Consider the following 26,001-nt stretch of genomic DNA (forward strand, 5'->3'; position numbering starts at 1 on the left):
CTGGGTGCCGGAACTGGTCGTGGTCCACGCGTCCGGGACCGGTCGTCGAGAGTGGCCGCACGACGTCAGCGCCCGGAAGCTCCCAGGATCTGATCGGCCGTCGCGAAACGGTGCTCCGTCGCCTTCAGCACGTCGTAGAGGTAGCCGAAGTACTCCGTTTCCGCCGTTCCTGTGAGCACCGCCAACAGGAAGGCGAGGCACCCCATGTCGTGGTGCTCCCACAGCGGGCCGCGCCCCTCGTTGTAGAGCACGGTCCACCGGTCGGGGTGCTGACCGGGCCGCACCAGCCAGTACATGAACGCCCCCGTGCCCTCCTCGAAAGCCCACGGCAGGATGCGCGCCCCCGCCTCCAGCAGGCCGGCGGGCTTGTCCTCGAACTCCCACAGGTCGGCCAGGATCTCGTCCCGCTCCGCGGCCTGGGTGTGCAGGTCACAGTCGCTGTAGGCGGAGTCGGGAACGAGCAGCCAGATCGTCTCGTCGAAGAGGCCGTCGCCGTATGTACCGACGAGTTGCTTGTAGTCGGCGGGCAGAGCCACACCCAAGGCACGCTCTGCCTGCGCCCAGTCCACCGCGGGCGGCGGTTCGGCGGGCGGCGGGCAGAGGCGGACGAGGGCATCGAGGGCATCGGGGGCGATCATGAAACGGACGCTACTGGTGCCCCGGCCGGTGACCGTGGGCGGGGGACAGGCAGGCGAAGAGCCGCCCGGGAACCCGGCAGCCCCACTCCCGCACTTGCCGGGTGCCTACGGCCGGGGGCCGAGGAAGGCGCGTACGGCGTCGAGGTATTCCAGGGGGCGTTCCTCGTGGACGAGATGGCCGGCGCCTTCGATGGTCACGAGCCGGCAGTCGGGGATCAGGGCGGCCATCTCGGCGAGGTGCTGCTGCGGGATGTGGCTCTCCGGTCCGCCGGCGATGACCAGAGTCGGTGCGGTGATCTCCGGCAGGCCGTCCCACCAGCGCGGGTCGGGGGCGTTGCGCTGGGCCACCACCGCGGCCTTCGCCTCCCAGTCGAAGCCCAGCGGCTCCCCGGGCCGTTCGGGGACCTGCTGCGGGGGTTCGGCCGGGCGGGGCGGTGGCGACTCCTCCAGGATCAGCCGGTCCACCAGGTCCGGCCGGTCGAGGGCGACCAGCAGGGCGGTCATGCCGCCCAGCGAGTGGCCGATCAGCGTGACCCGGTCCAGCTCCAGCGCCCGGAGGAAGCCGATCACGTCGTCCCGCCAGCGCTCGAAGCCGTACTCCCCGGGCCAGTCGCTCCTGCCGTGCCCCCGGAGGTCCGGCGCGTACACGTGATGGGTGGTGGCGAGCTGGCCGACCACGCCCCGCCAGTCCTCGCCGTCCTCGCCGAGGCAGTGCAGCAGCACCGCCGGCGGCGCGTCCGGCTCCCCCCATTGCCGGTATGCCAGTTGAACGTCTGCTACCTGCACCTTCTTCACCTCGTCCATGGACCCACGGTACTCAGCGCATCATCGGACACACCCCTTGACGCCGTTCGCCGGGCGCTGATTATTTGGACCGGCACTCGGCGACCGAATGATCGGTCGGCCCGATGGGCGGGCACGTACGCATACAGGACGCACGTACGGATACAGGACGGTGGACTTCCATGACGGCGACGAGCGGGGACGGGGACCAGCGCGGGGACAGCGGTGGGGGCAGCAGCGGTACGGGCGTGGCCGCGTTCGACGACGGGGAGCGGCTGACCGGGGACGAGCTGCGGGCGCTCCAACTGGAGCGGCTGCGCTCCTCGTTGCGGCACGCGTACGAGAACGTCGCCTTCTACCGGGAGTCCTTCGACCGGGCGGGCGTCCACCCCGAGGACTGCCGCTCCCTCGCCGATCTGACGCGCTTCCCCTTCACCGTCAAGGACGACCTGCGTGCCCAGTACCCCTTCGGGATGTTCGCCGTCCCCGAGTCCGAGGTGCGGCGCGTCCACGCCTCCAGCGGGACGACCGGCCGCCCCACGGTCGTCGGCTACACCGGACGCGACCTGGACACCTGGGCCGGTCTCGTCGCCCGCTCGATCCGGGCAGCCGGCGGCCGGCCCGGCCACAAGGTGCACATCGCGTACGGGTACGGGCTGTTCACCGGCGGCCTGGGAGCGCATTACGGGGCCGAACGGCTCGGCTGTACCGTGATCCCGGCTTCCGGGGGCATGACGAGCCGCCAGGTCCAGATCATCCGGGACTTCCGCCCGGAGGTCATCATGGTGACGCCTTCCTACATGCTCACCCTGCTGGACGAGTTCGAGCGGCAGGGCGTCGATCCCCGTACGACCGCTCTGAAGGTCGGCATATTCGGTGCCGAGCCGTGGACGCAGGAGATGCGCCGCGAGATCGAGGAGCGGTTCGCGATCGACGCGGTGGACATCTACGGCCTCTCGGAGGTGATGGGGCCGGGTGTGGCGCAGGAGTGCGTGGAGACCAAGGACGGCCTGCATCTGTGGGAGGACCACTTCTTCCCCGAGGTCGTCGATCCGCTCACCGGTGAGCCGCTGCCCGACGGCGAGCACGGCGAGCTGGTCCTCACCTCGCTGACGAAGGAGGCGATGCCGGTCGTGCGCTACCGCACGCGCGATCTGACCCGGCTGCTGCCCGGTACCGCGCGCGCCGCCTTCCGCCGTATGGAGAGGGTCACCGGGCGCAGCGACGACATGATCATCTTGCGTGGGGTCAATCTCTTCCCGGCCCAGATCGAGGAGATCGTCCTGCGTACGCCGGGGGTGGCGCCGCACTTCCAGCTCCGGCTGACCCGCGAGGGACGGATGGACCACCTGACCGTACGGGCCGAGGCCCGCCCGGAGGCGACCCCGGAAGCCCGTACGGCCGCCGTCGGGCAGATCGCCCGCGAGGTGAAGAACCACATCGGCGTCTCGGTGGCCGTCGAGATCCTCGATCCGGAGACCCTGGAACGCTCCGTCGGCAAGATCAAGCGGATTCACGACACCCGCCCCCGGGACTGACCGCCCTGCCGCGTGACAGGTGTGGCACGCATGCCACGTACAGCACGCATAACACACATAACACGTATGGCGCGTATGGCAGGTATGGGCTGTTTTGTGGCGACTGTGCCTGGGAATGGTGTGTCCGCGGCGCCCCGGTTCCGGCGGTCTCCCGCCGTCGGCGGCGTCCGGATGTCCGACCACCAGTGACGTCCAGCAGCGACGTCCACCAGTGATGCGCAGGGGTGCCATGACGACCACGGCCGACGGTACGTCCCGGGAGCCCAGGGAATCCAGGGAACCCGAGGGGCCCAAGGGACCGCAGGAGCCCAAGGGACCGCAGGGCCCCAAGGAGCCCCAGGATTCCCGCGAACCCCGGGACGGTGTCCCCAAGGCCCCGGCCGCCGCGGGGAACACCGCGGTGAGCTTCGCCTTCCCCCCGTCCGACGGGACGGAGGAAGCGGCCCGGCGCGCGGTGCTGCGGGCCACCGGCCACCTGCTGTCGCGGCAGCACACCGAGGGCTATTGGCTGGGCGTCACCTCGACCGACGTCTCCTACGACGCCCAGGACCTGTTCCTGCGCCTGATCCTGGGGACCACGGACGAGCGCGTCACCGCGGCGACCGGCCGGTGGATCCGTTCGCGGCAGCGCGCGGACGGCACCTGGCCGCTCGCCCACGACGCTCCCGGTCACCTGGGGACCACCATCCAGGCGTACGTGGCCCTCCGCCTCGCCGGAGACCGCCCGGAGGAGGCCCATATGCTCCGGGCCGCGGCGTGGGTCCGCGAGCAGGGCGGCGTCGCAGCCGCCGAACTGATCCCCCGTGTCTGGCTCGCCGTGTTCGGCTGGTGGAGCTGGGACGACCTGCCCGAGATCCCGCCGGAGATCATCGCGCTGCCGGCCCGGGCGCCGCTGGGCATCTACGGCTTCGCCTCCTTCGCCCGTATGGTGCTGGTGCCGCTGGCGGTCATCAGCGCCTACCGGCCCGTGCGGCCGGCGCCCTTCGGCATCGGGGAACTGTTCGCCGTCGGCGACCCGCCGGCCCGCAGGGCGCCGGCCGCCCCGCTCGGCAGTTGGGACGGCGTCTTCGAGCGGCTGAACCGTGTGCTGCGCGTCTACCGCAAGGCCGGCCCCCGCTTGCCGCGGCGGGCGGCGGTGAACGCCTGTGTCCGCTGGCTCCTCGAACGCCAGGAGGCGGGCGGTGACTGGGCCGGTTTCAGTCCGACGACCGTGTACCCGGTCCTCGCCCTGTACCTGCACGGCCTCCCCCTGGACCACCCCGTACTCAAGGCCGCCCTGACCTACTTGGAGGAGAGCACGGTCTGGCACGAGGACGGCGTGCGGATGGTGGAGACGGTCCAGTCCCCGGTCTGGGACACCGCCCTGTCCGTCACCGCGCTCACCGACGCGGGCCTGCCGGCCGGTCACCCGGCGCTGGTGGGGGCCGCGGACTGGCTGCTCACCCGGCAGACCACCCGGCCCGGTGACTGGGCCGTACGGCGGCCCCGGCTCGCCCCGGGCGGCTGGGCCTTCGAGTTCGACAACCAGAACTACCCCGACAACGACGACACCTCCGAGGTGATCCTCGCGCTGCGCCGGGTCGCCCACCCCGACCAGGCGCGGGTCGACGACGCGGTACGCAGAGGGGCGCGGTGGACCTGCGGCATGCAGTGCCGGGACGGCGGGTGGGCCGCCTTCGACGCCGACAGCGACAGCACCCTCTCCAGCAAGCTGCCCTACATGGAGATCGGTGACTACTGTGCGGACGCGCCCAGCGCCGACGTCACCGCGCACGTGGTGGAGATGCTGTCCGCCCTCGGGCGGCAGGAGGACCCCGGCACCCGGCGCGGTGTCCGCTGGCTGCTGGACCACCAGGAGGACCACGGCGCGTGGTTCGGACGCTGGGGGTGAACCACGTGTACGGCACCGGCTGCGCCGTCCCGGCCCTCACCGCCGCCGGTGTACCGGCCGGCCACCCGGCCGTCCGGCGCGCCGTCGGATGGCTGGAATCCGTACAGAACACCGACGGCGGCTGGGGGAGGACCTGCGCTCGTACGAGGATCCGGCGTACCTCGGCAAGGGCCCGTCCACGCCGTCGCAGACGGCCTGGGCGCTGCTGGCGCTGCTGGCCGCGGGAGAGCGGGAGGGGGCCGCGGTCCGCGCGGGGTGACCTGGCTGACCGAGCGGCAGACGGAGGCCGGCACCTGGGAGGAGTCGCTGGTCACCGGCATGGGAGTCCCCGGGTCAGCATCATGAAGTACGGCCTTTACCCCCATGTCTTCCCGCTTACGGCCCTGGGCCGCTACGCCCGGCGGCAGCGCACCGGAGCCCTGACGGACGTGCCCGCGCCGGACTGACACCGTCGGCTCCACCGCCTTGGCCCGTACGACGCCAGGACCGTACGACGTCAGGACCCGTACGACGTCAGGACCCGTAAGCCGGCAGGACCGTACGACCGCGCACGGGGCGAGGCCACGAAAGGCCGCTACCCCGGCACCGGCGGGAAGGACCGGGTGGCCGTCTCCGGCGCCGCGGCCAGCGACCTCCTGGCGGGTCTGCCGTAGGAGCGGGTACGGAGGTGGAAGACGAGCAGGGCCAGGGCGCTGGTCGCCGCCCACCAGGCGAGCGGCAGCGGCGCGTGCTCCCAGGGACCGTGGAGGGTGAAGGCCGCGGTCAGCGCCGACTGGTTCGCGCCGTACAGGGGAAGGGCGTCGCGGCCGGCCATGTCGACCACTTCGAGGGTCGGGTTCTGCAGGCCGGTGTCGAGCAGGCTGAGCATGATGACGAGGAAGAAGCCCTCCAGTTCCCCGCGCACCAGTGAGCCCAGCAGCAGGCCGATGCCTCCGTAGGCGAGTCCGGCGCCGAGGACCGCGAGAGCCAGGGGGCCAACTGCCGTACGGGCAGCGTCAGGTACAGCAGGGTGGTGGTGTAGAGGGACAGGAGGGCGGCGACCAGGGTGAGGGCGACGACCTTGGCCAGCAGCATGTGGAGCCGGGGGTAGCCGGCCAGCACCAGCCGGCGGTCCAGTTCCCCGGCTTTGAACGTCTCCATGAACATCATGAAGCCGCTGACCATCGTCACGGCGCCGAGCGCGTTGGTCACCTGCCCGATGTGGTTCGCCTGGGCGACGATCCGGGTGTCCGCGGCGTCCAGGGAGAAACGTACCGTCCGGCTGGAGGCGCACACGTGGGTCACGGCGATCCATACGGGGATGAACGCTCCTGCCAGGAGCATGGCAAGGCGGTTGCGCAGATGACCCAGCAGGGAGCAGCGCAGCATCACGGCGAAGGCCGCCCAGTGACGGTTCATCGGGTGAGCTCCTCGGTGACGAGGCGGCCCTCGCGCAACTGGCGGACCGCGTCGAAGTGGTGGAGGTCGTGCAGCAGGTGCGAGACCACGACGATCGACCGGCCCTGGTCGCGCAGGTGGGCGGCCAGGGCCCAGAAGCGCTGGTGGGTGTCCCAGTCGAAGCCCTGGTAGGGCTCGTCCAGCACCAGGAGCAGCGGGTCGTGCATGAGGGCGAGCAGCAGGTTGAGCTTCTGCCGTGTCCCTCCGCTGAGTTCTCCGGCGCGCCGGCGCCCGCAGTCGGCGAACGCCAGCAGCTCCATCAGCTCGTGGGCCCGGGTCAGGGACGGCAGCCGGTAGGCGACCTGGAACAGCCGCAGGTGCTGCATGACGGTGAACGTGTCGTTCAGTACAGCGCTCTGCGGACAGTAGCCCATCGATCCGCTCCGCAGGACCGTTCCCTTCTCGGGTGTCATCCGCCCCACGGCGATCTGGAGCAGCGTGCTCTTGCCCGCGCCGTTCTCCCCGACGACGCCGACCAGCGCCCCGGCGGGCACGTCGAGGTCGGCGCCGCGCAGCACCTGTCTGCTGCCGTACGCCTTCCACACCCCGCTGATCCGCAGCCGTGACTGCCGTTGTCTGCCCTCTGCCCCCACTCGGGCCCCCTTGGTCAGCGAAGTGTGTAGATGGAAGCGGCAAGCGCGAGGGTGTACCACTGTTCCACCAGGCGGTAGCTGCGCTGGTCGTGTCCGGGGCCGCGCAGCAGCACCACCCGGGCGGCCAGCAGCAGGCTCAGGCCGCCCAGGACCACGTCCGTGGCGATGACCCACCAGTGCGGGCCGGTGGGCGCCATGAGGAAGTGGTGGATGGCCCAGGGGCCGACGGCGAAACCGGCGCACAGGAAGACGCGGGTGCGGGTCTCTCCGAAGACCAGGGGCATGGTGGAGCGGCGGACCGCTCGGTCACCGTTGATGTCGCGGAGATCCTGGACGGACATGAGGAAGGTCACGGTGATCGTCAGCGTCACGATCCAGCGCCAGGCGTCCGGCGTGAGTACGGTGACGATCTCCCACGCGGCTGCCAACTGGGCGACGACGCCGATCCCGGCGTAGAGATTCCTGCCCAGCCAGTGGCGGCCCCAACCGTACTCGTGCTGGAGCAGGGAGAGGATCTGCCACATCAGGGCCCACTTCAGGACGCCCAGGCAGTAGCCGTACGCGGGGAAGGCGATCCGCACGACGGCCAGCCGCATGCGGGCGCCGCGGATGGTGCTGCGGCCGGTGACCAGGGGCCGGTGGGGCTTGTTGATGCGGTCCTCTTCGACGCCGACGAGCTGGTTGGCCAGGGTGTGCTCGTAGACGAACAGCCAGAAGTACAGCGCTCCCGCGGCGACGGTGACCACGGTTTCCCCTGCGGACAGGCGGGCGTGGACGGTGGCCGCCATGACGAAGCAGGTGGCGGGGAAGACGGTGGTCCAGCGGTCGACGCGGATGAACAGCCAGCTCAGGCGGATCTCCCGCCAGAGTGTCTGCAGCAACGCCGCGGGAGCGCTCGTCGTCATGGTCGTCATTGCTTGGCTCCGTACTCGGGCAGGCGGATCACGGCCCGCTTCCTCCCCTCATGCCGTGCGGTGGACGGCCGCCTCCGCGACGGTCTCCAGCGTGCGGGCCGCGCTCTGCGGGAAGGGGGCGGCCAGGGCGCCGAGCGCCTGCCGGTACCGTTCCTCGATCATCTGCTCGACCGCGGCCCGGGCTCCAGTGTTCGTGAGGAGGGTGCGGACCTCCGCGGCCTCGGGCTCCCCCAGTCGGGGGTCGCCGATCAGCGCGCGCAGCCGGCCGGCCTGGTGGGGGGCGGCGGAGCGCAAGGCGTGGACGATGAGGCTGGTGCACTTGCCCTCGCGCAGGTCGTCCAGGCGGGACTTGCCCGTCACGGCCGGGTCGCCGAAGACGCCCAGGACGTCGTCGCGGAGCTGGAAGGCTTCCCCGAGCGGTACGCCGTAGGCGGTGCAGGCGTCCAGGACCTGCTGTCCGGCACCGGCGAGGGCGGCGCCCACCTGCAGGGGGCGTTCGATGGTGTACTTCGCCGTCTTGTAGCGCACGACGGTCAGCGTCGTCTCGATGCTGACGTCGAGATCGCTGGTGGTGAGCAGGTCCAGATGCTGGCCGGCGATGAGTTCGGCGCGCGCCATGTCCACGCAGCGCAGTACGGCCGTCCGGTTGGCGTCGGGCATCGGCGTGGTGTGCAGCAGTTCGTCGGACCAGACGAGGGCGAGGTCGCCCACGAGGATGGCACCGCTGATGCCGAAACGTTCCGCCATCGAGGGCGTGGGGTGGTGGTCGGCCAGCATGCGGTGCACGGTCGGGCGTCCGCGCCGGCTGTCGGCGGCGTCCATGATGTCGTCGTGGATGAGCGCGCAGGCGTGCGCCAGTTCGATGGAAGCGGCCAGCCTGATGATCCGCGCAGGGTCGCCCTCCCCTCTTGCCGCGTGCCATCCGGCCACGCACAGCAGGGGGCGGACCCGTTTCCCGCCGGTGATGAAGTCCCGCAGCAGCAGGGCGAGCGCCGACTGACGGGGCACCGTCGCGGTCTGCGCCTTCTCCGTCAGGAATTCGTACAGAAGCTCGTCGATCGCCGCACGCGGAGCGAAGAAGTCGGACTCGGCTGTCAGCGTTTCAGCACTCATGAGAAGAGGCGCATCCCGGGTCCGAGGGTCATCCACCGGTTTCTGGTTCTGCGGCGAAAGGCGCCCGGCGGGGCCGGAGTTCGCCGGACGGACTCACTGTCCATTCATCGCATCCCTGGGTCGACGCCCGCGCTGAGCCATACGGAAGCACGGGCAAAACAGTTTCGACCGAAGCTACGCCTCATCAAGGGATATGTCCATTTATTACCACTTTCTCAGCATTTCGCCTTTCGTGGCGAGGGCGCCGACTCCGGCCGAATGTCCGGCGCCACCAGGGACGCCGCAGTCCATAGGATCCGGTCCGGCGCCGCCGCCCCTCCTCGACCGACCGGAGCAGCCGGTTCGAAGGAGGAACGGCGGGATGACGGAACCCCGCATTCCACACGGGGCGCGCGAGCCGCACCCGCACTCGCCCCGTACACACGCTCCCGTGGTCGCCCGTTCGACGATGTAGTACGAGGTGGCGGCGCCGAGCGGGACGGGGGGCCTGGCGCGGGGCAGGGGCGGGCATTTGGGCGCGGGGGACCGCTGGACGCGGGGGGCCGTGCATCAGGCAGTGGCGCCCGTGATGACGGCGAAGGTGGCACCGAAGGGGTCCAGGAGCATGGCCATACGGCCGCTGTCCTGCACGTCCATGGCGGGCACGAGCACCGACGCACCGTGCTCGGTGGCCGTGGCGACCGTGACATCACAGTCGGCGGCGCCGAAGTACGGGAACCACTGCGACGTCGATCCCGCGGTGATGTTCTGCTCGGGCAACTGCATCACGCCGGCGCATTCGGCCGCCGGCCCTTCTCCCCCTCCCGCTCCCGCTCCTTGCGTGCCGCCGGACGGCCTGGCTATGGAATAGACCATGCCCCCGCCGCCCTCGCCGTCCTGGCTGCCCTCGCCCAGATGCCGGTCGCGGAACTCCCAGGAAAAGACCGTGCGGTAGAACGCCTTGGCCGTGGCCACGTCGGTCGTGCACAGCTCGGCCCAGCTCATCGCGTTCGCCTCACCGACCTTGTCCAGCCCCGGGACGCCGATGGGCTGCCAGACGGCGAAATCGGCCCCGGTCGGGTCGGTGAAACCCGCGGTACGGGCGACGGTGAGGACGTCCCGCGGCCGGTGGCGGACGCTGCCCCCGGCCTGCTCCACCGTCTTGGCCAGGGCGTCCGCGTCCGGGGTCTGGAAGTACACGTTCCACCTGGCGCGCCCGCCCTCCTCCCCCTGCGGAAAGACCCCGGCGACGATCTCGCCGTCCGACTGGAAGAGGCCGTAGCCGTGCGCCTCCGGGCCGGGCGACCGGAACCGCCACCCGAACACCGCGCCGTAGAAGGCGGTGGCGGCCTCGACGTCGGGGACCGTCAGGTCCAGCCAGTTCGGCGTACCCGGGGCGTAATCGGTTGTGGTCATGATGGGTGCTCCTCCGACTCGTAGCCGTGACACGGCGCGCCCCCCGGGCGAGCACGGACACACCGCGTCCTTCAGGTGTTCCTCAACGGTGGCGGACACGGCCCGGCGAGCCGCGCACCGGCGGCCCCGTCCCGTTCCCGCCGGCGTCTCTCAGCATGGCAGGGGGGTCCGACAATCGTCCCCGCGCGCCCTCCTCAGCCGCCGAACCGGTCCCGCAGCTCCCGTTTGAGGACCTTTCCGGCGGCGTTGCGCGGCAGTTCGTCCACGAAGAGCACCCGCTTGGGGACCTTGAAGTGCGCGAGCCGTTCCCGTACGAAGGCGATCAGCTCCCGCGCGAGAGGGGCCGTCCGCCGCTCGTCTTCTCCGTTCCCCTCCTCTCCTTCGCTCCTCCCGGCCCGGCCGTCCTCCTCGTCCCCTCACCCCGTCCGTCCCGCTCCTCCCCCGGCCCGAAGCCCGGGCCCGAGGCGACGACGACCGCGGTCACCGCCTCGATCCAGCGGTCGTCCGGCAGTCCGATCACCGCGGCCTCCACGACCCGCGGGTGCGCGTACAGCACCTCCTCCACCTCCCGCGGGGCGACCTGCACACCACCGGACTTGATCACATCCTTGACCCGGTCGACGACCGTGAAATAGCCCTGTGCGTCCCGCACCCCCAGATCCCCGAGCGGAACCAGCCGTCCCGGAAGGCCGCGCAGGTCTCCCCCGGGTCCTTCCAGTACCCCTCGCACAACTGCGGGGACCGGTAGACGATCTCACCGGGAGTGCCGTCGGGGACATCCGCGCCGGTCACGGTGTGGGCGACCCGGGCCTCCACGAAGAGGACCGGCCGTCCGCACGACTCCATCCGCCCTCGTGCTCCTGCGGCCCCAGAACGGTCGCCAGCGGCCCGATCTCGCTCTGCCCGAAGCAGTTGTACAGGGCGAGGCCGGGCAGCCGTGCGCGCAGCCGCTCCAGTACGGGCACCGGCATGGCCGACGCCCCGTAGTACGCCTTGCGCAGCCCGCTCAGGTCACGCCCGGCGAATCCGGGGTGCCGGCAGAGACCGGCCCATACGGTCGGCGGGGCGAAGAGGCTGTCGCACCGGCCCGCCTCCACCAGTTCGAAGATCCGGTACGGGCCGGGCGCGTCCAGGATCGTGTTCCGCGCGCCGACCGCCAGGTAGGGCATCAGGAAGACGTGCAACTGCGCGGAGTGGTACAGCGGCAGGGCGTGGACCGGCCGGTCGCTCTCCTTCAGGTCCAGGGCGGGCACGGCACTGGCGTACTCGTGGACCAGCGCGCGGTGCGTCATCATCGCGCCCTTGGGCCGCGCGGTCGTGCCGGAGGTGTACAGGAGCTGGGCGAGTTCCCGTTCGTCCACCTCCCCGGCACTCAGCATCGTCCTGCCCTCCCTGGGCCAGGCTTCCACCTGGTCCAGCAGCGAACCGGTGGCATCACGCAGCGGCATGGACCGTACGGACCGCGGCAGGTGGTGGGCGAGTGCCGGATCGGTCAGCACCAGCGCGCTGCCGGAATGCTCCAGGATGTAGCGCAGTTCCCCGCCGCGCAGTTGGTGGTTGACGGGTACGTGCACCAGACCGGCCCGGGCGCACGCCAGGAAGCCGATCAGATACGCGTCGGAGTTGTGCCCATAGGCGGCGACCCGGTCACCGTCGGCCAGTCCGCCTTCCCTCAGGATCACCGACGCGGCCGTCACCGCCTCGTCCAGTTCCCGGTAGGTCCAGGCCCGGTCGCCGTAGCGCACGGCCGTACGTCCGGGGACCCGCCGGGCGCTGCGCCGCAGGACCGCGTCGACCGTGCCGCTCCGCACTCCCGTCATGCGGTGATCCTCGGCCCGTCCCGCACGCGGGTCAAGACCACCGGCCCATTGGTAGGCTCAACGCCCCCGTGCGGCACGCCAGTTGGCCTTCACCGGCCCGGTCGCCGCCGGTATACGACAGGAACGCTGAACGCTCGCCAGACACCAGGGGAGGATTCATGCGCAACCGTCTGAGAAAGCTCGCACTCGCCGGGGTGGTGCTGCTGACCGCCGCGGCCCCGCTGCCGTCGGGCGCGGCGGCGGCCGAGGCCCGTACCCGTACGCACCCGTCCGCCGACGGCCTGTCCGCCGAGATCCGCTACACCGAGTACGGGATCCCGCACATCGTCGCCGAGGACTACCCGGACCTCGGCTTCGGCGAGGGCTGGGCCCAGGCCGCCGACCAGGTCTGCACCCTGGCCGAGGGCTTCGTGACGCTGCGCGGCGAGCGCTCCCGGTACTTCGGCGCGACCGGTGCCGCCGACCCCGCCCTGTCCTCCGCGACCACCAATCTCGCCGGCGACCTGTACTTCAAGGGCGTACGCGAGTCCGGCACCGTAGAGAAACTGCTGCGGCAGCCCGCGCCCGCCGGGCCGGGACACGAGGTCCAGGAGCTGATGCGCGGCTGGGTGGCCGGGTACAACGCCTGGCTGCGGCACAACCGCGTCACCGATCCCGCCTGTGCGGGCAAGGACTGGGTACGGCCGGTGACCCGGCTCGACGTGGCGATGCGCGGGTATGCGCTCGCGGTTCTCGGCGGCCAGGGCCGTGCGGTCGACGGCATCACCGCGGCCCAGCCGCCCGCCGGTTCCGCCACTTCCGGGCCCGCCACTTCCGGGCCCACCACCTCCGGGCCTGCCGCCCCGGGCCGTACGACCGGAAGCCGCGCCGCCGTCGCCGCCGCCCGCGCGCTCTTCCCTCAGGACGGCGCGGACATGGGCTCCAACGCGGTGGCGTTCCAGGGCTCCACGACGGCCGACGGCCGCGGTCTGCTCCTGGGCAATCCCCACTACCCCTGGTCCGGTGGCCGGCGCTTCTGGCAGTCGCAGGTCACCATCCCCGGCGAGCTGAACGCGGCGGGCGCCTCCCTCCTGGGTTCCTCCACCATTTCCATCGGCCACAACGCCCGTGTCGCATGGAGCCACACCGTGGCCACCGGCGTGCCGTTCAGCCTCCACCGGCTCACCCCGGACCCCGCCGACCCGACCGCCTACCTCGTGGACGGCAGGTCCGAGCCCATGAAGAAGCGGACCGTCACCGTCCCGGTGCAGGACGGCACCACGGTCACCCGTACGCAGTGGTGGACGCGTTACGGGCCCGTGCTGACCTCTCTGGGGCAGCTCAAGCTGCCCTGGAGCCGGTCCGAGGTGTACGCCGTCAACGACCCCAACGCGGTCAACATGCGCTCCGGTGACACCTCCCTGGCCTTCAGCAAGGCCGACGGCGTGGCCGGCATCGAGCGCGCGCTGCGCCGTACGCAGGGGCTGCCGTGGACGAACACCGTGGCCGCCGACGCCGCCGGGCACACCCTCTACACCCAGGCGCAGGTGCTGCCCCGGGGCACCGACGACCTCGCGCGGCGCTGCTCCACGCCGCTGGGCGCCGCCACCTACCCGGCCACGGGTCTGGCGGTCCTGGACGGCTCACGGTCCGACTGCGCCTTCGGCAGCGACCCGGACGCCGTTCAGCCGGGCATCTTCGGCCCGTCCGCGGTGCCCACGCTCAAGGACGCCCCGTATGCCGAGAACTCCAACGACAGTGCCTGGCTGTCCAACGCCGACCGGCCGCTCACCGGATACCCGCGCATCTTCGGGGACATCGGTACGCCGCGCTCGCTGCGTACCCGCGGCGCCTTGGAAGACGTCTCGGCGATGGCCGCCCGGGGCCGGCTCACCGTGGCGGACCTGCAACGACAGCAGTTCGCCAACCGGGCGCCGGCCGGTGGTCTGGCCGCCGCGGACACCGCCGCCGCCTGCTCCGCACTGCCCGGCGGCACCGCGCCGGACAGCGGCGGCAGGCCGGTCGACGTCCGGGAAGCGTGTGAGGTCATCGGCCACTGGGACCGGACCGTACGCACCGACAGCGAAGGCGCCCTGCTGTTCGACCGGTTCTGGCGGAAACTGACCGCCAAGGTGCCGCCGGCCGAGCGGTGGAAGACCCCGTTCGACCCGGCCGATCCCGTACACACCCCACGCACCCTGAACACCGCGGCCCCCGGCTTCACCACCGCCCTCGCCGACGCCGTGGCCGAACTGTGCGCCGCGGGCATCCCGCTCGACGCTCCCCTGGGAGAGCACCAGTTCGTCGTACGGAACGGCAAGCGGATCCCCGTCCCCGGCGGCACCGAGGCGCTCGGGATCTGGAACAAGACCGAGGGCCTGTGGGATCCGGCGGGCGGTGGATACCGCGAGGTGGTCCACGGCTCCAGCTACATCCAGGCGGTCGGGTTCGACGGCAGCCGCTGCCCGGTGGCCCGTACGCTGCTGACCTACTCGCAGTCCTCCAACCCGCTCTCCCCGCACTACAGCGACCAGACCGAGCTGTACTCGGCCGGCCGTATGATCCGCGAGCGGTTCTGCGAGAAGGACATCCTGGCCTCACCGGAGCTGAGGGTGGTACGCGTCCACGACGGCCGCTGAGACCGGCCCGTACGTCACCATGCCGGCCGGTCGATCAGGCGGTCAGCCGGCCGGCCGGTCGGTCAGTCGGTCAACTCCACGTCCGCACGTCTACACGGCGCGCTCCCGGCCCTCCCAGTACGGGTCGCGGAGCCGCCGCTTGTAGAGCTTGCCGTTCGGGTCGCGCGGCATGGCGGCGGTGAACTCCAGCGTCCTGGGCCGTTTGTACGCCGCGAGCCGCTCGGCGCAGTGCGCGAGGATCTCCTCGGCCAGCGCGGGGCCCGGCCGGTGCCCGTCGGCCGGCTCGACCACGGCCTTGACCTCCTCACCCCAGTCCTCGTGCGGGACACCGAAGGCCGCGGCGTCCGCGACCGCGGGATGGGCGAGGAGGGCGGACTCGATCTCGGCGGGGTAGATGTTGACCCCGCCCGAGATGATCAGGTCGATCTTGCGGTCGTGGAGGAAGAGATAGCCGTCCTCGTCGAGGTGGCCGAGGTCGCCGACGGTGAAGAAGTCACCGATCCGGTTCCGGCGCGTCTTGTCCTCGTCCTTGTGGTAGCTGAATCCGCCGGTGGTCATCTTCATGTAGACCGTGCCCGTCTCGCCGGGCGGCAGCCGGTTGCCGTCGTCGTCGAAGACGGCGAGTTCGCTGATGGGCCACGCCTTTCCGACGGTGCCCGGCTTCTTGAGCCAGTCCTGCGCGGTGGCGAACGCCCCGCCGCCCTCACTGGCCGCGTAGTACTCCTCGACGCAGTTCCCCCACCAGTCGATCATCGCCCGCTTGACGTGGTCGGGGCAGGGCGCGGCGCCGTGGATGGCGTGCCGCATGGAGGAGACGTCGTACGCCGTCCGGATCTCCTGCGGAAGGGCGAGCAGGCGGTGGAACTGGGTCGGCACCATGTGCGTATGGGTGCAGCGGTAGGTCTCGATGAGGCGCAGCATCTCTTGGGGCGTCCACTTGTCCATCAGGACCAGCCGGTGCCCCATGTGCAGGGAGGCCGCCGCGAATTGCAGCACGGCGGTGTGGTAGAGCGGCGAGCAGACCAGGTGCACGTTGCCGTCGAACGGCTTGATGCCGAAGATGCCCAGGAAGCCGCCGAGCGCGGTCTCCTCGGGCGGCTTGCCGGGCAGCGGGCGGCGGATGCCGCGCGGGCGGCCGGTGGTGCCGGAGGTGTAGTTCATGACCCAGCCCAGGGTGCGGCCCTCGGGTACGGAACCCGGACGGCCCGCCAGGAGATCCGCGTACGGACGGAATCCGTCGACCGTGCCGACCGCGTAACGCTGTCCGGCGGGCAGCCGCGCCTGGTCCGCGGCGGCGCGCACGGCGCCGGCGAACCGCTCGTGGGCGATGAGCGCCTTGGCCCCGAGTCGCGGAGGATCCAGGCGATCTCCGGGCCTACCGAGTGGTGGTTGACGGGGACGAGGTACCAGCCGGCCTGCGAGGCGGCGAGGTAGGCGGTGAGCATCTCGACGCCGTTGGGCAGGACGACGGCGAAGGCGTCGCCGCGCTCCAGGCCGGCCGCGCGCAGTCCGTGCACCAGGCGGTTGCAGGCGGCGTGCAGCCGGTCCGCGGTCCAGCGCTCGCCGTCGGGCGCGAAAAGGACCGTACGGTCGGGGTCGGCGGCGGCCTGGGCCCAGAAGCCGTTGGGGGGCCGGGACTCGTCGGTCATGGCACTGTCCTCCTCGGGAGCGGGGCGGTGGTCGGTGGGGTCGTGACGGTGGCGGGGCCGGACGGGCGCGCGGTGAGCGGCGTACGGGGCGCGGCGTACGGCACCGCGCCGGGCATGTCAGCCGCGGGCACCGCGCCGGGCATGTCAGCCGCGCCCGGCGATGCGGTTGACGCGGTCGACGGCGGCCTCGAAGCCGCGGGTCAGGTCGTCGAAGACCTCCCGTACACCGCGCTCGGAGTTCATCCGGCCGACGATCTGGCCGACCGGCGTACCCAGCAGCGGCTCGACCTCGTACTTCTGGATGCGGGAGAGGGCGTCGGCGACCAGCAGCCCCTGGAGCGGCATGGGCAGCGGGCCGGGGCCGGCCGGGTCGTCCCAGGCGTCGGTCCACGCGGTGCGCAACTGGCGGGCGGGCTTGCCGCTCAGCGCGCGCGAGCGGACGGTGTCGCCCGGCCCCGCCGCCAGGAGTTTGCGGGTCAGGGCACGGGAGTGCAGCGAGGCTTCGGTGGTGGTCAGCCAGATGGAGCCGAGCCAGACACCCTGCGCGCCCAGGGCCAGCCCGGCGGCGATCTGTTCCCCGGTGCCGATGCCGCCGGCGGCCAGGACGGGCAGCGGGTGCACGGCCCGTACGACTTCCGGGGTCAGCACCATCGTGGCGATCTCGCCGGTGTGGCCGCCGGCCTCGTAGCCCTGGGCGACGACGATGTCGATCCCGGCGTCCTTGTGGCGCCGGGCGTGGTGCGGGCTGCCGGCCAGCGCGGCGAGGAGGACGCCACGGTCGTGGGCCCGTCGTACGACATCGGCGGGCGGCGGGCCGAGCGCGCTGGCCAGCAGCCTGACCGGGTGGTCGAAGGCCACGTCCAGTTGGCCGCGCGCGACCTGCTCCATCCAGCCGGTGATACGCCAGCCGGACGCCTCGCCCTCGCGCAGCGGGGGAACGCCGTACCGGGCCAGGACGTCCTGGACGAAACGGCGGTGCTCCGGCGGGATCATCGCCTCGACGTCGGCTTCCGTGACGCCCTCCACCTTCTTGGCGGGCATGACGACGTCGAGTCCGTACGGCAGTCCGTCGGTGTGCCGGGTCATCCACTCCAGGTCCCGGGCGAGATCGTCCGGGGCGGTGTAGCGGACGGCGCCCAGGACGCCCAGGCCGCCGGCCCGGGTGATCGCGGCGGCCACGGCGGGGAACGGCGTGAACCCGAAGACGGCGTGCTCGATGCCCAGCGCGTTGCTCAGCTCCGTCTGCATGGGCGCAGGATGCCGCAGCGGGCCGTACGAGGGAAGACTTCTCTGACGTACCGTCAGTTGTGCGGTGTGCGTCCGCACGTCTCCCGCACACCCGCCATGTCACTTCTTCACCGGTCCCGTCCGTCCACCAGGAAAACGGCCGGAACCTCCAACGGAAGGCATGAGATGCGAGACGAGATCACGGTGATCGGCGGCGGAACGGCCGGGCTGGTGGCCGCCATCGCCTGCGCGGAGGCAGGGGCGCGGGTGACGCTCCACGAGGCGCACGCGACCCTGGGCGGACGGGCCCGGGCCACGGCCGCACCCCACGTCGCCCACGAAGGCCCCCATGTCTTCTACGCCGACGGGCCGCACTGGTCCTGGCTGGCCGACCGCGGCCTGACCGGGCGCCTGTGCCGGCCGCCGGTCCGGGACGCGCTGCGGTTCTCCTTCGTACGCGGCGGGCGCCTCACCCCGCGCCCGCCGGCCGGGCTCGTGCGGATGATGGCCGCCGGCCTCTTCCGCGAAGCCCCGGTCGAGGAGGACTTCCACACGTGGGCGACGCGGCACTTCGGGGAGCCGGCGGCGCGGGCCGCCGCCAACGCCATCGCCGTGGTGACGTACGACGCGGACACCGGGCGGCTGTCGGCGGCCTTCGTATGGAGGCTGTTCCGCCGGGTCTTCGCGCCCAGGCCGCCGGCGGTGCGGTGGGTGGCGGGCGGCTGGCAGGCGGTCATCGGCCGACTGGAGATCCGCGCCCGGCAGCTCGGCGTACGTGTCGAACCGAGCTCCCGGATCACCGAGTTGCCCGGCCATCCGACGATCGTGGCCACCGAACTCTCCGCCGCCCGGGCTCTGTTGGGCGATGAGTCGCTGCGCTGGGAGAGCGGCCACTGCGTCCTGCTGGACCTGGCGGTGACCACGGACCCGGCAGCCAGGGGCGCAGCAGTCAAGGGCTCGGCGGCCAAGAGCTTGGGGATCAAGGGTCTGGGGACCAAGGGCTTGCGGCTCAAGAACCCGGCACCCAGGAGTCCGCGTGACCGCTTCATCGCCTTCGACCTGGACACGGGCGGCTTCCATGAGAGCTACTCGATGCAGGACCCGAGCACCGCGCCGCCCGGGGAGTCGCTGTTCCAGCTCGACATGCCGGTACGGGCCGGGGAGTCCACGGCACAGGCCCGGCGGCGGCTGGAGGCGCTGGCCGATCTCACCGTCCCCGGCTGGCGGGAGCGGGTGACCTGGCAGCGCGGCGGCACGGCCCGCGGCCGGACCGGTGCGCTCGACCTGCCCGGCACCACCTGGCGTGACCGGCCCGCCGTCGAGCGGGGGGACGGCGTCTTCCTGGCCGGTGACATGGTGGCGGCACCCGGGATGCGGGGCGAGATTTCCATCAACAGCGCCTTGCGGGCCGCGGCGGGTGCCGTACGGGCGGCAAAGGGGCGCGGCCGGGCCGTATCAGCCTGATGCCGCGGCGTTCCGGCGCGGGCTCAGTGATCCGGTGCGGGGCTCAGTGATCCGGTGCGGGGCTCAGTGATCCGGTGCGGCGCCCGGGCGGCCCGGAGGCGGGACGTCGACGACCGGTGCGGGGCTCACCGTTCCGGGGTGCGGGCCTTAGCGTTCCGGTGTTCCGCGGCGCTGCCGCAGGGCGGCGACCCGGCGGTAGAGCGCCACCGCCTCGGCCGGGCGCCCGAGCTGGTCCAGGCACTGGGCCTCGTCGTTGCGGCTGGCGAGGGCGTCGAGGTGGTCGGCGCCCAGGACGCGTTCGCGGGCGTCGGCGACCTGGCGGTAGACGGTCAGGGCGTCGGCCCAGCGGCCCAGCCAGCCCAGCGCGACGGCGATCTCCCGGCGGCTGACCAGGGTGTCGGGGTGATCGGCACCGAGCACCTGCTCGCGTACGGCGGCGACCGACCGGGCCTCGGCCAGCGCCTCCTCCCACCGCCCCAGGCGGCCGAGGTTGACGCCGAGGCCGTGCCGGGCCCGCAGCGTCTCCGGGTCCCGTGCCCCCTGGGCGCTGGTGCGGGCGTCCACGAGATCCCGGTAGAGGGCCAGCGCCTCGGCGCTGCGGCCCAGCCTGCCCAGGCTGATGCCGACCTCGTACCGCGCGGCGAGGGTGTCCGGGTGCTCGGCCCCCAGCGCCTGCGCACGGGCCGCGGCGACCTCGCGGTAGGTCTGCAGCGCCTCCGTCCAGCGCCCTAACTGGCCGAGCACGTACGCCACTTCGTACCGTGTGACCAGCGTGTCGGGGTGCTGGGAGCCGAGCACCCGGGCGCGTGCTCCCGCCACGTCGCACGCCATCCGGTAGGAGTCCTCCAGCCGCCCCAGACGGCTGAGGTTGAAGGCGAGGTTGTGACGGCAGCGCAGGGTGTCCGGGTGGTCGGGGCCCATGGTGCGCTCGCGGGCGGCGAGTACGGACACGTACACCTGGTGGGCCTCGAAGTGGCGGCCGAGCCGGCCGAGGGCGTACGCCGTCTCCTGGCGGGCGGCGAGCGTGTCGCCGTGGTCGGCGCCCAGGACGCGTTCCCGGCCGGCGGCGACCCTCTCGTACAGGCGCAGCGCGTCCGCCGCGCGGCCCGACCGGCTGAGGGTGAAGGCCACTTCGAAGTGGCTGGCGAGGGTGTCGGGGTGGTCCGGGCCGAGCGCGTACTCGCGTTCCGCGGCGACCGCGCGGTGTACCGCCCCCGCCTCCTCCCAGCGGCCGAGCCGGCCCAGACTCAGACCCGCGTTGTGGCGGCCCGCCAGGACGGCGAGGTGTTCGGGCGAGGGGGCCGGCCGCCGGGAGTCCTCGGCCGGGGAGGCGTCGGTTCCGGCGGGCGGCGGGGGGCCGCCGGTCCAGAAGTCGGTGAGCTCGGCGGCGCGGCCGGGCGGGGAGGCGCCCGGCGGACGAGGGCCGCCCGCCGCGGACCCGGTGGTCATTCCGCGCGTCCAGGTGGGCAGGCGGCGGCGTACGGCGCCGGGCGGTGAGGGGGCGGCGCCGTCGAAGTCCCGTGGGGCGGCGGACGCGGCGGGGTCCAGGACGGTGGCCGCGGGCGGCCCCGGGCGGCGCCCCGACGGACGGGAGACGGCGACGTCCGCCTTCTCCTCCTCGTCCGCCCTCTGCTCCTCGTCCGCCCTGCCCGCGCCGTACGTTCCGCCCGCGCCGTACGTTCCGCCCGCTCCGTCTGTTGCGACCGTTCCATCCGCCCTGTCCGCCGACGAGTTGGCTCTCCGGCCCGCACCGCCCGTCTCACCCGAAAGTGACAACGGGCCCGACGGGGATGTCCACCGTGAGGGTGACCGGACGCCCGGCGGCGGCCCCTTCCCGTCTTCCCGCGCCCTTCCCTGCGCACCGCGCGCGAAGGCCAGCCGCTTGGCCAGTTCGGCGGCGTCCCGCGGCCGGTCCTCCGGGTCCTTGGCGAGCAGGTCCAGCACGATCCGCTCGTACGCCTCGGACAGCTCCGGCCGGTGGGTGCGCAACGGCTCAGGGGCGGTGTCGCGGTGCTCGACGAGTACCGCCCAGGCGTCGTCGAGGTCGAACGGCGGGACGCCGGTGGACAGTTCGTACAGTACGCAGCCCAGGGAATACAGGTCGCTGCGGTGGTCGACGGTGCCGCCGCCGATCTGCTCGGGCGACATGTAGTGCGGGGTGCCCATCGCGATGCCGGTGCCGGTGAGCCGGGCGGTGAAGCCGATGTCGTGGCCCAGCCGCGCGATGCCGAAGTCACAGATCTTCACCGTGCCGTCGGCGATCCGCACGATGTTGGCGGGCTTCAAGTCCCGGTGGACGATGCCCTGTTCATGGGTGTAGGCGAGGGCCGCGGCGACCTGCTCGGCGATGTCGGCGAAGTCGGGCAGGGGCAGCGGGTGGTGCCGGTTGTCCTCCAGCAACTGGCTCAGGTTGCGCCCGTTCAGCAGCTCCATGACGAGGTAGAGGATGCCGTCGTCCTCGCCGAAGTCGTGGACGACCGTGATGCCGCGGTGCTGGAGGGCGGCGGCCACCCGCGCCTCGCGCCGGAAGCGCTCGCGCAGCACCCTCATGAAGGACGGGTCGTGCTGCGGCCCCATGGGCTTGAGGCACTTGACGGCCACCTGCCGCCCCAGGGACTCGTCGCGCGCCCGCCACACCTCGCCCATGCCGCCGCGCCCGATCAGGTCGAGCAGCCGGTAACGGCCCTGGATCAGCCTGCTTTCCGCCATCGCGTGCAGCCGCCCCCGTCCACCACGTTCGGTCGCGCAGCTCCCCCTGCTTGCCCTGCCCGCCCAGTATGGCGGCGGACCGGCACAGCTTGTAGAGCGCTGAGCGGCTGCCGGTGCCACGGCGTACGCGAGGTCCGTCACCCGCCGCGCCGGCACCTCCCGCACCGGTACGAGCGGCGGATGCGCCGGCGGGTCCGTACGGGAAGCGGCCCGCCGCACGCTTGGCAGCGTACGGGGCGTGTGCCACGCTCACTGCTGCGCGCCGGTCCGCCGAGGAGTCCCACGATGACAGCGACGGAACAGACCCACGAGCCCGGACCCGACGACGTGTACGGGGCCGAGGACGAGTACGTGGTGGAACACGGAGCCGAGCACGGCCACGGTCACGAGGGCGACCCCACCCTCTACCGCACCCCGGCCGACGCCGTCGCCGCCCCTCCCGAAAAGCTCGCCTACGTCGTGGGCTTCGACCGCTCCGCACAGCTCCCGGACACGCTCTTCACCCTCGACACCGACCCCGGGTCCCCCTCCTACGGCCGCGTGCTGAGCGCCACCGACGTCCCGGGAACCGGCGACGAACTGCACCACTTCGGATGGAACGCCTGCTCCAGCGCGCTCGCCCACGCCGGTCACCACCACCCCCGGCGGCGCTACCTGATCGCGCCCGGACTGCGCTCCTCCCGCCTGCACGTCTTCGACACCCACCCCGATCCGGCCCGCCCACGCCTCCTGAAGGTCATCACACCCGAGGAGCTGGCCGCCGGGTCCGGCTACTCGCGCCCGCACACCCTCCACTGCGGCCCGGACGGCGTCTTCCTCTCCTGCCTGGGCGGCGCCGACGGGGCCGACGGGCCCGGCGGCGTCGCCCTGCTGGACCACGAGAGCTTCGAGGTGCTACGCCCCTGGGAGACCGAGCGCGGGCCGCAGCACCTGGCGTACGACATCTGGTGGCACCTGCGCCACGGCATCGCCGTCACCAGCGAGTGGGGCACGCCGTCGATGATCGAGGACGGGCTCGACGCCGAACTGCTGCTGGCCCACAAGTACGGGCATGCGCTGCACTTCTGGGAGCTGGAGACGGGCCGGCATCTCCAGCGCGTCGACCTGGGGGCCGAGCACCAGATGGTGCTGGAACTACGCCCCGCCCACGACCCGGAGGCCGCCTGGGGATTCGCCGGTGTCGTCCTCAGTACGCAGGACCTGTCGGCATCGGTGTGGCTGTGGCACAAGAGCGCGGACGGCGACGGGCGCGGCGGCACGTTCTCCGTACGGAAAGTGATCACGATACCCGCCGAGCCCGCCGAGGAGTCGCATCTCCCCCCGCTCCTGCGCCCGTTCGGTGCCGTGCCCCCGCTGATCACCGACATCAATCTGTCCGTGGACGACCGTTGGCTGTACGTGTCGGCATGGGGCACCGGCGAACTGCTCCAGTACGACGTCGGCGACCCCTTCCGCCCCCGCCGCACCGCCTCGGTCCGCCTGGGCGGCATCACCGGCCGCGTACCGCACCCCTCGGCGCCGGAGGTACCGCTGACCGGCGGCCCGCAGATGGTGGAACTCAGCCGCGACGGGCGGCGGGTGTATCTGACCAACTCCCTGTACGGGGCGTGGGACGACCAGTTCTACCCGCAGGGCATCCAGCCGTGGCTGGTCAAGCTCGACGCGGACACCGTCCACGGCGGCCTGGCGGTCGACGGGCGCTTCTTCCCGCACGGCGAGGAATTCCGCGGCCGTCGCGTCCACCAGACCCGCCTCCACGGCGGCGACGCCTCCTCCGACTCCTACTGCTACCGCTGACCGGCGCCCTTGGCACTTTGTGCGCTGCCGGCGCTTTGTACGCTCTCGGCGCTTTCAGTGCTTTCGGTGCTCAGCGGCGTACCCGCGGCATTCCGAGGCCGATCCAGGAGATGATCTCGCGCTGGATCTCGTTGTTGCCGCCGCCGAAGGTGAAGATGACGGCCGCGCGGTAGGCGCGTTCCAGTTCGCCGTGGAGTATCGCGCCGGCCGATCCCTCCTTCAGCGGGCCGGCCGCGCCCGCCACCTCCATCAGCCAGGCGTACGCGTCACGCCGGGCCTCCGACCCGTACACCTTCACCGCGGAGGCGTCGTGCGGGGTGAGCGTGCCGTGCTGGAGGGCGTCCACCATCTGCCAGTTGAGGAGCTTCATGGCCTCCAGGCGGGTGTGGGTACGGGCCAGCCGGCCGCGTACCCAGCCCAGGTCGATGACGCGGCGGCCGTCGGCGAGCTTGGCCCCGGCCGCCCAGCGCCGGACGTCGTGCAGGGCCCGGACGGCGGTGGTGCCGTGGGCGGCGAGGGTGACGCGTTCGTGGTTGAGCTGGTTGGTGATGATCCGCCAGCCCTGGTTCTCCTCCCCGACGCGGTGGGACGCGGGGACGCGGATGTTCTCGTAGTAGCTGGCGGTGGTGTCGTGGGAGGCGAGGGTGTTGATGAGGGTGCAGGAGTAGCCGGGGTCGGTGGTCGGGACGAGGAGCAGGGTGATGCCCTTGTGGGGCGGCGCCTGAGGGTCGGTGCGGACGGCGAGCCAGACCCAGTCGGCGGTGTCGCCGTTGGTCGTCCAGATCTTCTGGCCGTTGACCGTGTAATGGCCGGTGGTCTCGTCGCCCTCGCGCACGGCGCGGGTCTTGAGGGCCGCCAGGTCCGTACCGGCGTCCGGTTCGCTGTATCCGATCGCGAAGTCGATCTCGCCGGAGAGGATTCCGGGCAGGAAGTGGTTCTTCTGCTCGTCCGTGCCGAACCGCATGATCGTGGGACCGACCGTGTTCAGCGCCATCAGCGGCAGCGGTATGCCCGCCTGTGCCGCCTCGTCGAAGAAGATGAACTGCTCCATGGGGGACAGCCCCCGGCCCCCGTACTCCTTGGGCCAGCCGACTCCCAGCCAGCCGTCGGCGCCCAGGCGGCGGATGATCCGGCGGTAGGAACGTTTGCGCGCGGCGGGGTCGTCGGGTTCGTCGGTATCTGTGGGGCCGGTGGGATCGGCGGGATCGGTGTGGGGGTCGTCCGGCGACAGGCCGGCGAAGTAGGCGCGCAGTTCGGCGCGCAGCCGCTGCTGCTCGGGCGTGTATGCGAGGTGCACGGCCCCTCCAGGTCTACCGGTCCGGCAGTCGGATCGAGGGGCACAGTAGAACGCGTTCCAGTAATACGGAAGGGCTGGACCGCGCCCGTACGCGCTGTACGGCTCCCTGTTCCGCTAGGCGGCTCCGGATTCCGCGCCGGATGCGCCGGACGCGCCGGCGTGGCCATCGGTCGGCACGGTGCGGTAGTGGGTGGTCAACCGCCCGTCGTCGCCGAGGACATGGAAGGCGAGGGCGGGCGGCAGCCGGTGGTCGACGAACTCCTCCTCCGCCGCGCCGTATTCCCAGGGCAGCCGGACGGTGGAGACCACGCCCGGCGCCACCAGCAGGGGCCGGCCGGCGAAGGTGGTGGCCGCGGCCGTGTGCGCATGGCCGCACAGGAACGCCACGACGTGGGGTGCGTCGGCGACCAGTCCGGCGAGGCGGTGCTCGCCGGACTGCCGGATGGCGTCGATCGGCGGCGTGTGCAGGTCCACCGGCGGGTGGTGGAACGCCACGAAGACCGGCAGTCCCTCGTCCCGGGTCTCCCGGAGGGCGGACGCCAGCCAGCCGAGCGTGCCGTCGTCCAGCCGGCCGTCGTCCTGCCCGGGGATCGTGGAGTCACAGAGCAGGAAGACGGCTTTGCGTGTGCGATGAATCCGATTGACGGGTTCCCCTTCCCTCCCCTCCGCTTCCGTACTGCCGCCGTCCAACAGCACCTTCCGGAAGGCCGTACGGACGTCGTGATTGCCGGGACAGAGGAACACCGGGTGCCGCGAGGCGAGCACCCGGCGGGAGAGCTCGTACTCGGCCGGCCGGCCGTGATCGGCGATGTCCCCGGTGACCAGCACCGCGTCCAGGTCGTACGGCAGTGCCTCCAGGTACGCCATGACGGCCCGGGCCCGCTCGGTGCTGCGCGGGGTGTTGTCGAGGTGGGTGTCGCTGAGGTGAGCGATGACGATCATTGGGGCCGTCCCTGCTTCCGTCTTCCGTCTTTGGTCTTCCGTATGTGGTTTCGGGGTTTTCGTCGCGAGTGCAACGGACCCGTGGACTCGCTGTTCGTTCTCCCTGGTCCTCGACCGTAGGGGCCCGGTGGAGCACACTTAAGATCCAGTGACGTGGGAAAAGACTGGTCCAGTCG

At 72.1% G+C, this 26,001-nt stretch carries 17 protein-coding genes and 3 pseudogenes; 5 read left to right on the forward strand and 15 right to left on the reverse strand.

Going from position 1 to position 26,001, the window contains the following annotated elements; genetic code table 11:
• Nucleotides 1-65 precede the first annotated feature (65 nt).
• On the reverse strand, nt 66-638 hold the full coding sequence (locus tag KGS77_RS03040) for an SMI1/KNR4 family protein (RefSeq protein WP_242578553.1): 573 nt from the start codon (nt 636-638) through the stop codon (nt 66-68).
• Nucleotides 639-743: 105 nt separating this feature from the next.
• A complete protein-coding gene (locus KGS77_RS03045) occupies nt 744-1,442 on the reverse strand; it encodes an alpha/beta fold hydrolase (protein WP_242578554.1) in 699 nt (232 codons plus the stop codon).
• Nucleotides 1,443-1,696: 254 nt separating this feature from the next.
• On the opposite strand from KGS77_RS03045, the gene paaK reads away from it, so the two are divergent.
• Together paaK and shc are read left to right on the forward strand one after the other, a co-directional pair.
• Nucleotides 1,697-2,959 (forward strand): phenylacetate--CoA ligase PaaK, encoded by a 1,263-nt coding sequence (paaK, locus tag KGS77_RS03050; protein ID WP_242587268.1) that lies wholly within the window; start codon nt 1,697-1,699, stop codon nt 2,957-2,959.
• 229 nt (nt 2,960-3,188) lie between these two features.
• Nucleotides 3,189-5,109 (forward strand): annotated as a pseudogene (gene shc, locus KGS77_RS03055) (squalene--hopene cyclase).
• A 315-nt stretch (nt 5,110-5,424) separates the two neighbouring features.
• On the opposite strand, the gene KGS77_RS03060 reads toward shc, so the two are convergent.
• The 8 genes and pseudogenes from KGS77_RS03060 to KGS77_RS03095 all read right to left on the reverse strand — a co-directional run.
• Complete coding sequence (locus tag KGS77_RS03060; protein WP_242578555.1) at nt 5,425-5,664, reverse strand: hypothetical protein; 240 nt, start codon at nt 5,662-5,664, stop codon at nt 5,425-5,427.
• Nucleotides 5,613-6,248, reverse strand: a complete 636-nt coding sequence (locus tag KGS77_RS03065; RefSeq protein ID WP_242578556.1) for a hypothetical protein — start codon at nt 6,246-6,248, stop codon at nt 5,613-5,615. The genes KGS77_RS03060 and KGS77_RS03065 overlap by 52 nt, the downstream gene beginning before the upstream one ends.
• On the reverse strand, nt 6,245-6,880 hold the full coding sequence (locus KGS77_RS03070) for an ABC transporter ATP-binding protein (RefSeq protein ID WP_242578557.1): 636 nt from the start codon (nt 6,878-6,880) through the stop codon (nt 6,245-6,247). The genes KGS77_RS03065 and KGS77_RS03070 overlap by 4 nt, the downstream gene beginning before the upstream one ends.
• Nucleotides 6,881-6,894: 14 nt before the next feature.
• Nucleotides 6,895-7,794, reverse strand: coding sequence for a UbiA family prenyltransferase (locus KGS77_RS03075; protein WP_242578558.1), 900 nt, complete (start codon nt 7,792-7,794; stop codon nt 6,895-6,897).
• Nucleotides 7,795-7,842: 48 nt separating this feature from the next.
• Complete coding sequence (locus tag KGS77_RS03080; protein ID WP_242578559.1) at nt 7,843-8,907, reverse strand: polyprenyl synthetase family protein; 1,065 nt, start codon at nt 8,905-8,907, stop codon at nt 7,843-7,845.
• Between the two features lie 549 nt (nt 8,908-9,456).
• Nucleotides 9,457-10,302 (reverse strand): VOC family protein, encoded by an 846-nt coding sequence (locus KGS77_RS03085; RefSeq protein WP_242578560.1) that lies wholly within the window; start codon nt 10,300-10,302, stop codon nt 9,457-9,459.
• A gap of 194 nt (nt 10,303-10,496) precedes the next feature.
• On the reverse strand, nt 10,497-10,628 hold the full coding sequence (locus tag KGS77_RS03090; protein ID WP_347404574.1) for a hypothetical protein: 132 nt from the start codon (nt 10,626-10,628) through the stop codon (nt 10,497-10,499).
• 140 nt (nt 10,629-10,768) lie between these two features.
• A pseudogene (locus tag KGS77_RS03095) lies at nt 10,769-12,122 on the reverse strand (AMP-binding protein); the annotation flags it as partial.
• 158 nt (nt 12,123-12,280) lie between these two features.
• On the opposite strand from KGS77_RS03095, the gene KGS77_RS03100 reads away from it, so the two are divergent.
• The gene (locus KGS77_RS03100) at nt 12,281-14,740 is read left to right on the forward strand and encodes a penicillin acylase family protein (RefSeq protein ID WP_242578561.1); all 2,460 of its coding nucleotides are present in this window, start codon (nt 12,281-12,283) and stop codon (nt 14,738-14,740) included.
• Between the two features lie 90 nt (nt 14,741-14,830).
• Here the strand turns inward: KGS77_RS03100 and KGS77_RS03105 are convergent.
• Nucleotides 14,831-16,389, reverse strand: a pseudogene (locus tag KGS77_RS03105) (acyl-CoA synthetase).
• Nucleotides 16,390-16,533: 144 nt separating this feature from the next.
• Entirely contained in the window at nt 16,534-17,637 is a 1,104-nt protein-coding gene (locus tag KGS77_RS03110) for a nitronate monooxygenase (RefSeq protein ID WP_242578562.1), read from the reverse strand.
• Between the two features lie 165 nt (nt 17,638-17,802).
• Between KGS77_RS03110 and KGS77_RS03115 the strand changes: the two genes are divergently transcribed.
• On the forward strand, nt 17,803-19,080 hold the full coding sequence (locus KGS77_RS03115) for an NAD(P)/FAD-dependent oxidoreductase (RefSeq protein ID WP_242578563.1): 1,278 nt from the start codon (nt 17,803-17,805) through the stop codon (nt 19,078-19,080).
• Between the two features lie 147 nt (nt 19,081-19,227).
• Here KGS77_RS03115 and KGS77_RS03120 read toward each other — a convergent pair whose 3' ends face one another.
• Nucleotides 19,228-21,789 carry a serine/threonine-protein kinase gene (locus KGS77_RS03120; RefSeq protein ID WP_242578564.1) on the reverse strand — a complete coding sequence of 854 codons (2,562 nt, stop codon included), beginning with the start codon at nt 21,787-21,789 and terminating at the stop codon, nt 19,228-19,230.
• Between the two features lie 285 nt (nt 21,790-22,074).
• Between KGS77_RS03120 and KGS77_RS03125 the strand changes: the two genes are divergently transcribed.
• The gene (locus tag KGS77_RS03125) at nt 22,075-23,586 is read left to right on the forward strand and encodes a selenium-binding family protein (RefSeq protein WP_242578565.1); all 1,512 of its coding nucleotides are present in this window, start codon (nt 22,075-22,077) and stop codon (nt 23,584-23,586) included.
• Between the two features lie 70 nt (nt 23,587-23,656).
• Here the strand turns inward: KGS77_RS03125 and KGS77_RS03130 are convergent, their stop codons facing one another.
• Nucleotides 23,657-24,883, reverse strand: coding sequence for an acyl-CoA dehydrogenase family protein (locus KGS77_RS03130; protein WP_242578566.1), 1,227 nt, complete (start codon nt 24,881-24,883; stop codon nt 23,657-23,659).
• Nucleotides 24,884-24,997: 114 nt separating this feature from the next.
• The gene (locus KGS77_RS03135) at nt 24,998-25,825 is read right to left on the reverse strand and encodes a metallophosphoesterase (RefSeq protein ID WP_242578567.1); all 828 of its coding nucleotides are present in this window, start codon (nt 25,823-25,825) and stop codon (nt 24,998-25,000) included.
• Nucleotides 25,826-26,001: the final 176 nt, after the last annotated feature.

Source organism: Streptomyces sp. MST-110588, assembly GCF_022695595.1.
GTDB lineage: Bacteria > Actinomycetota > Actinomycetes > Streptomycetales > Streptomycetaceae > Streptomyces.

Excerpts from the sequence above, each read along its gene's own strand:
- KGS77_RS03040 (WP_242578553.1), bottom strand. The coding sequence starts at position 638 with ATGATCGCCCCCGATGCCCTCGATGCCCTCGTCCGCCTCTGCCCGCCG.
- KGS77_RS03120 (WP_242578564.1), bottom strand. The coding sequence starts at position 21,789 with ATGGCGGAAAGCAGGCTGATCCAGGGCCGTTACCGGCTGCTCGACCTG.
- KGS77_RS03080 (WP_242578559.1), bottom strand. The coding sequence starts at position 8,907 with ATGAGTGCTGAAACGCTGACAGCCGAGTCCGACTTCTTCGCTCCGCGT.
- KGS77_RS03060 (WP_242578555.1), bottom strand. The coding sequence starts at position 5,664 with ATGGCCGGCCGCGACGCCCTTCCCCTGTACGGCGCGAACCAGTCGGCG.
- KGS77_RS03065 (WP_242578556.1), bottom strand. The coding sequence starts at position 6,248 with ATGAACCGTCACTGGGCGGCCTTCGCCGTGATGCTGCGCTGCTCCCTG.
- KGS77_RS03115 (WP_242578563.1), top strand. The coding sequence starts at position 17,803 with ATGCGAGACGAGATCACGGTGATCGGCGGCGGAACGGCCGGGCTGGTG.
- KGS77_RS03125 (WP_242578565.1), top strand. The coding sequence starts at position 22,075 with ATGACAGCGACGGAACAGACCCACGAGCCCGGACCCGACGACGTGTAC.
- KGS77_RS03100 (WP_242578561.1), top strand. The coding sequence starts at position 12,281 with ATGCGCAACCGTCTGAGAAAGCTCGCACTCGCCGGGGTGGTGCTGCTG.
- KGS77_RS03045 (WP_242578554.1), bottom strand. The coding sequence starts at position 1,442 with ATGGACGAGGTGAAGAAGGTGCAGGTAGCAGACGTTCAACTGGCATAC.
- KGS77_RS03075 (WP_242578558.1), bottom strand. The coding sequence starts at position 7,794 with ATGACGACCATGACGACGAGCGCTCCCGCGGCGTTGCTGCAGACACTC.
- KGS77_RS03085 (WP_242578560.1), bottom strand. The coding sequence starts at position 10,302 with ATGACCACAACCGATTACGCCCCGGGTACGCCGAACTGGCTGGACCTG.
- KGS77_RS03110 (WP_242578562.1), bottom strand. The coding sequence starts at position 17,637 with ATGCAGACGGAGCTGAGCAACGCGCTGGGCATCGAGCACGCCGTCTTC.
- KGS77_RS03135 (WP_242578567.1), bottom strand. The coding sequence starts at position 25,825 with ATGATCGTCATCGCTCACCTCAGCGACACCCACCTCGACAACACCCCG.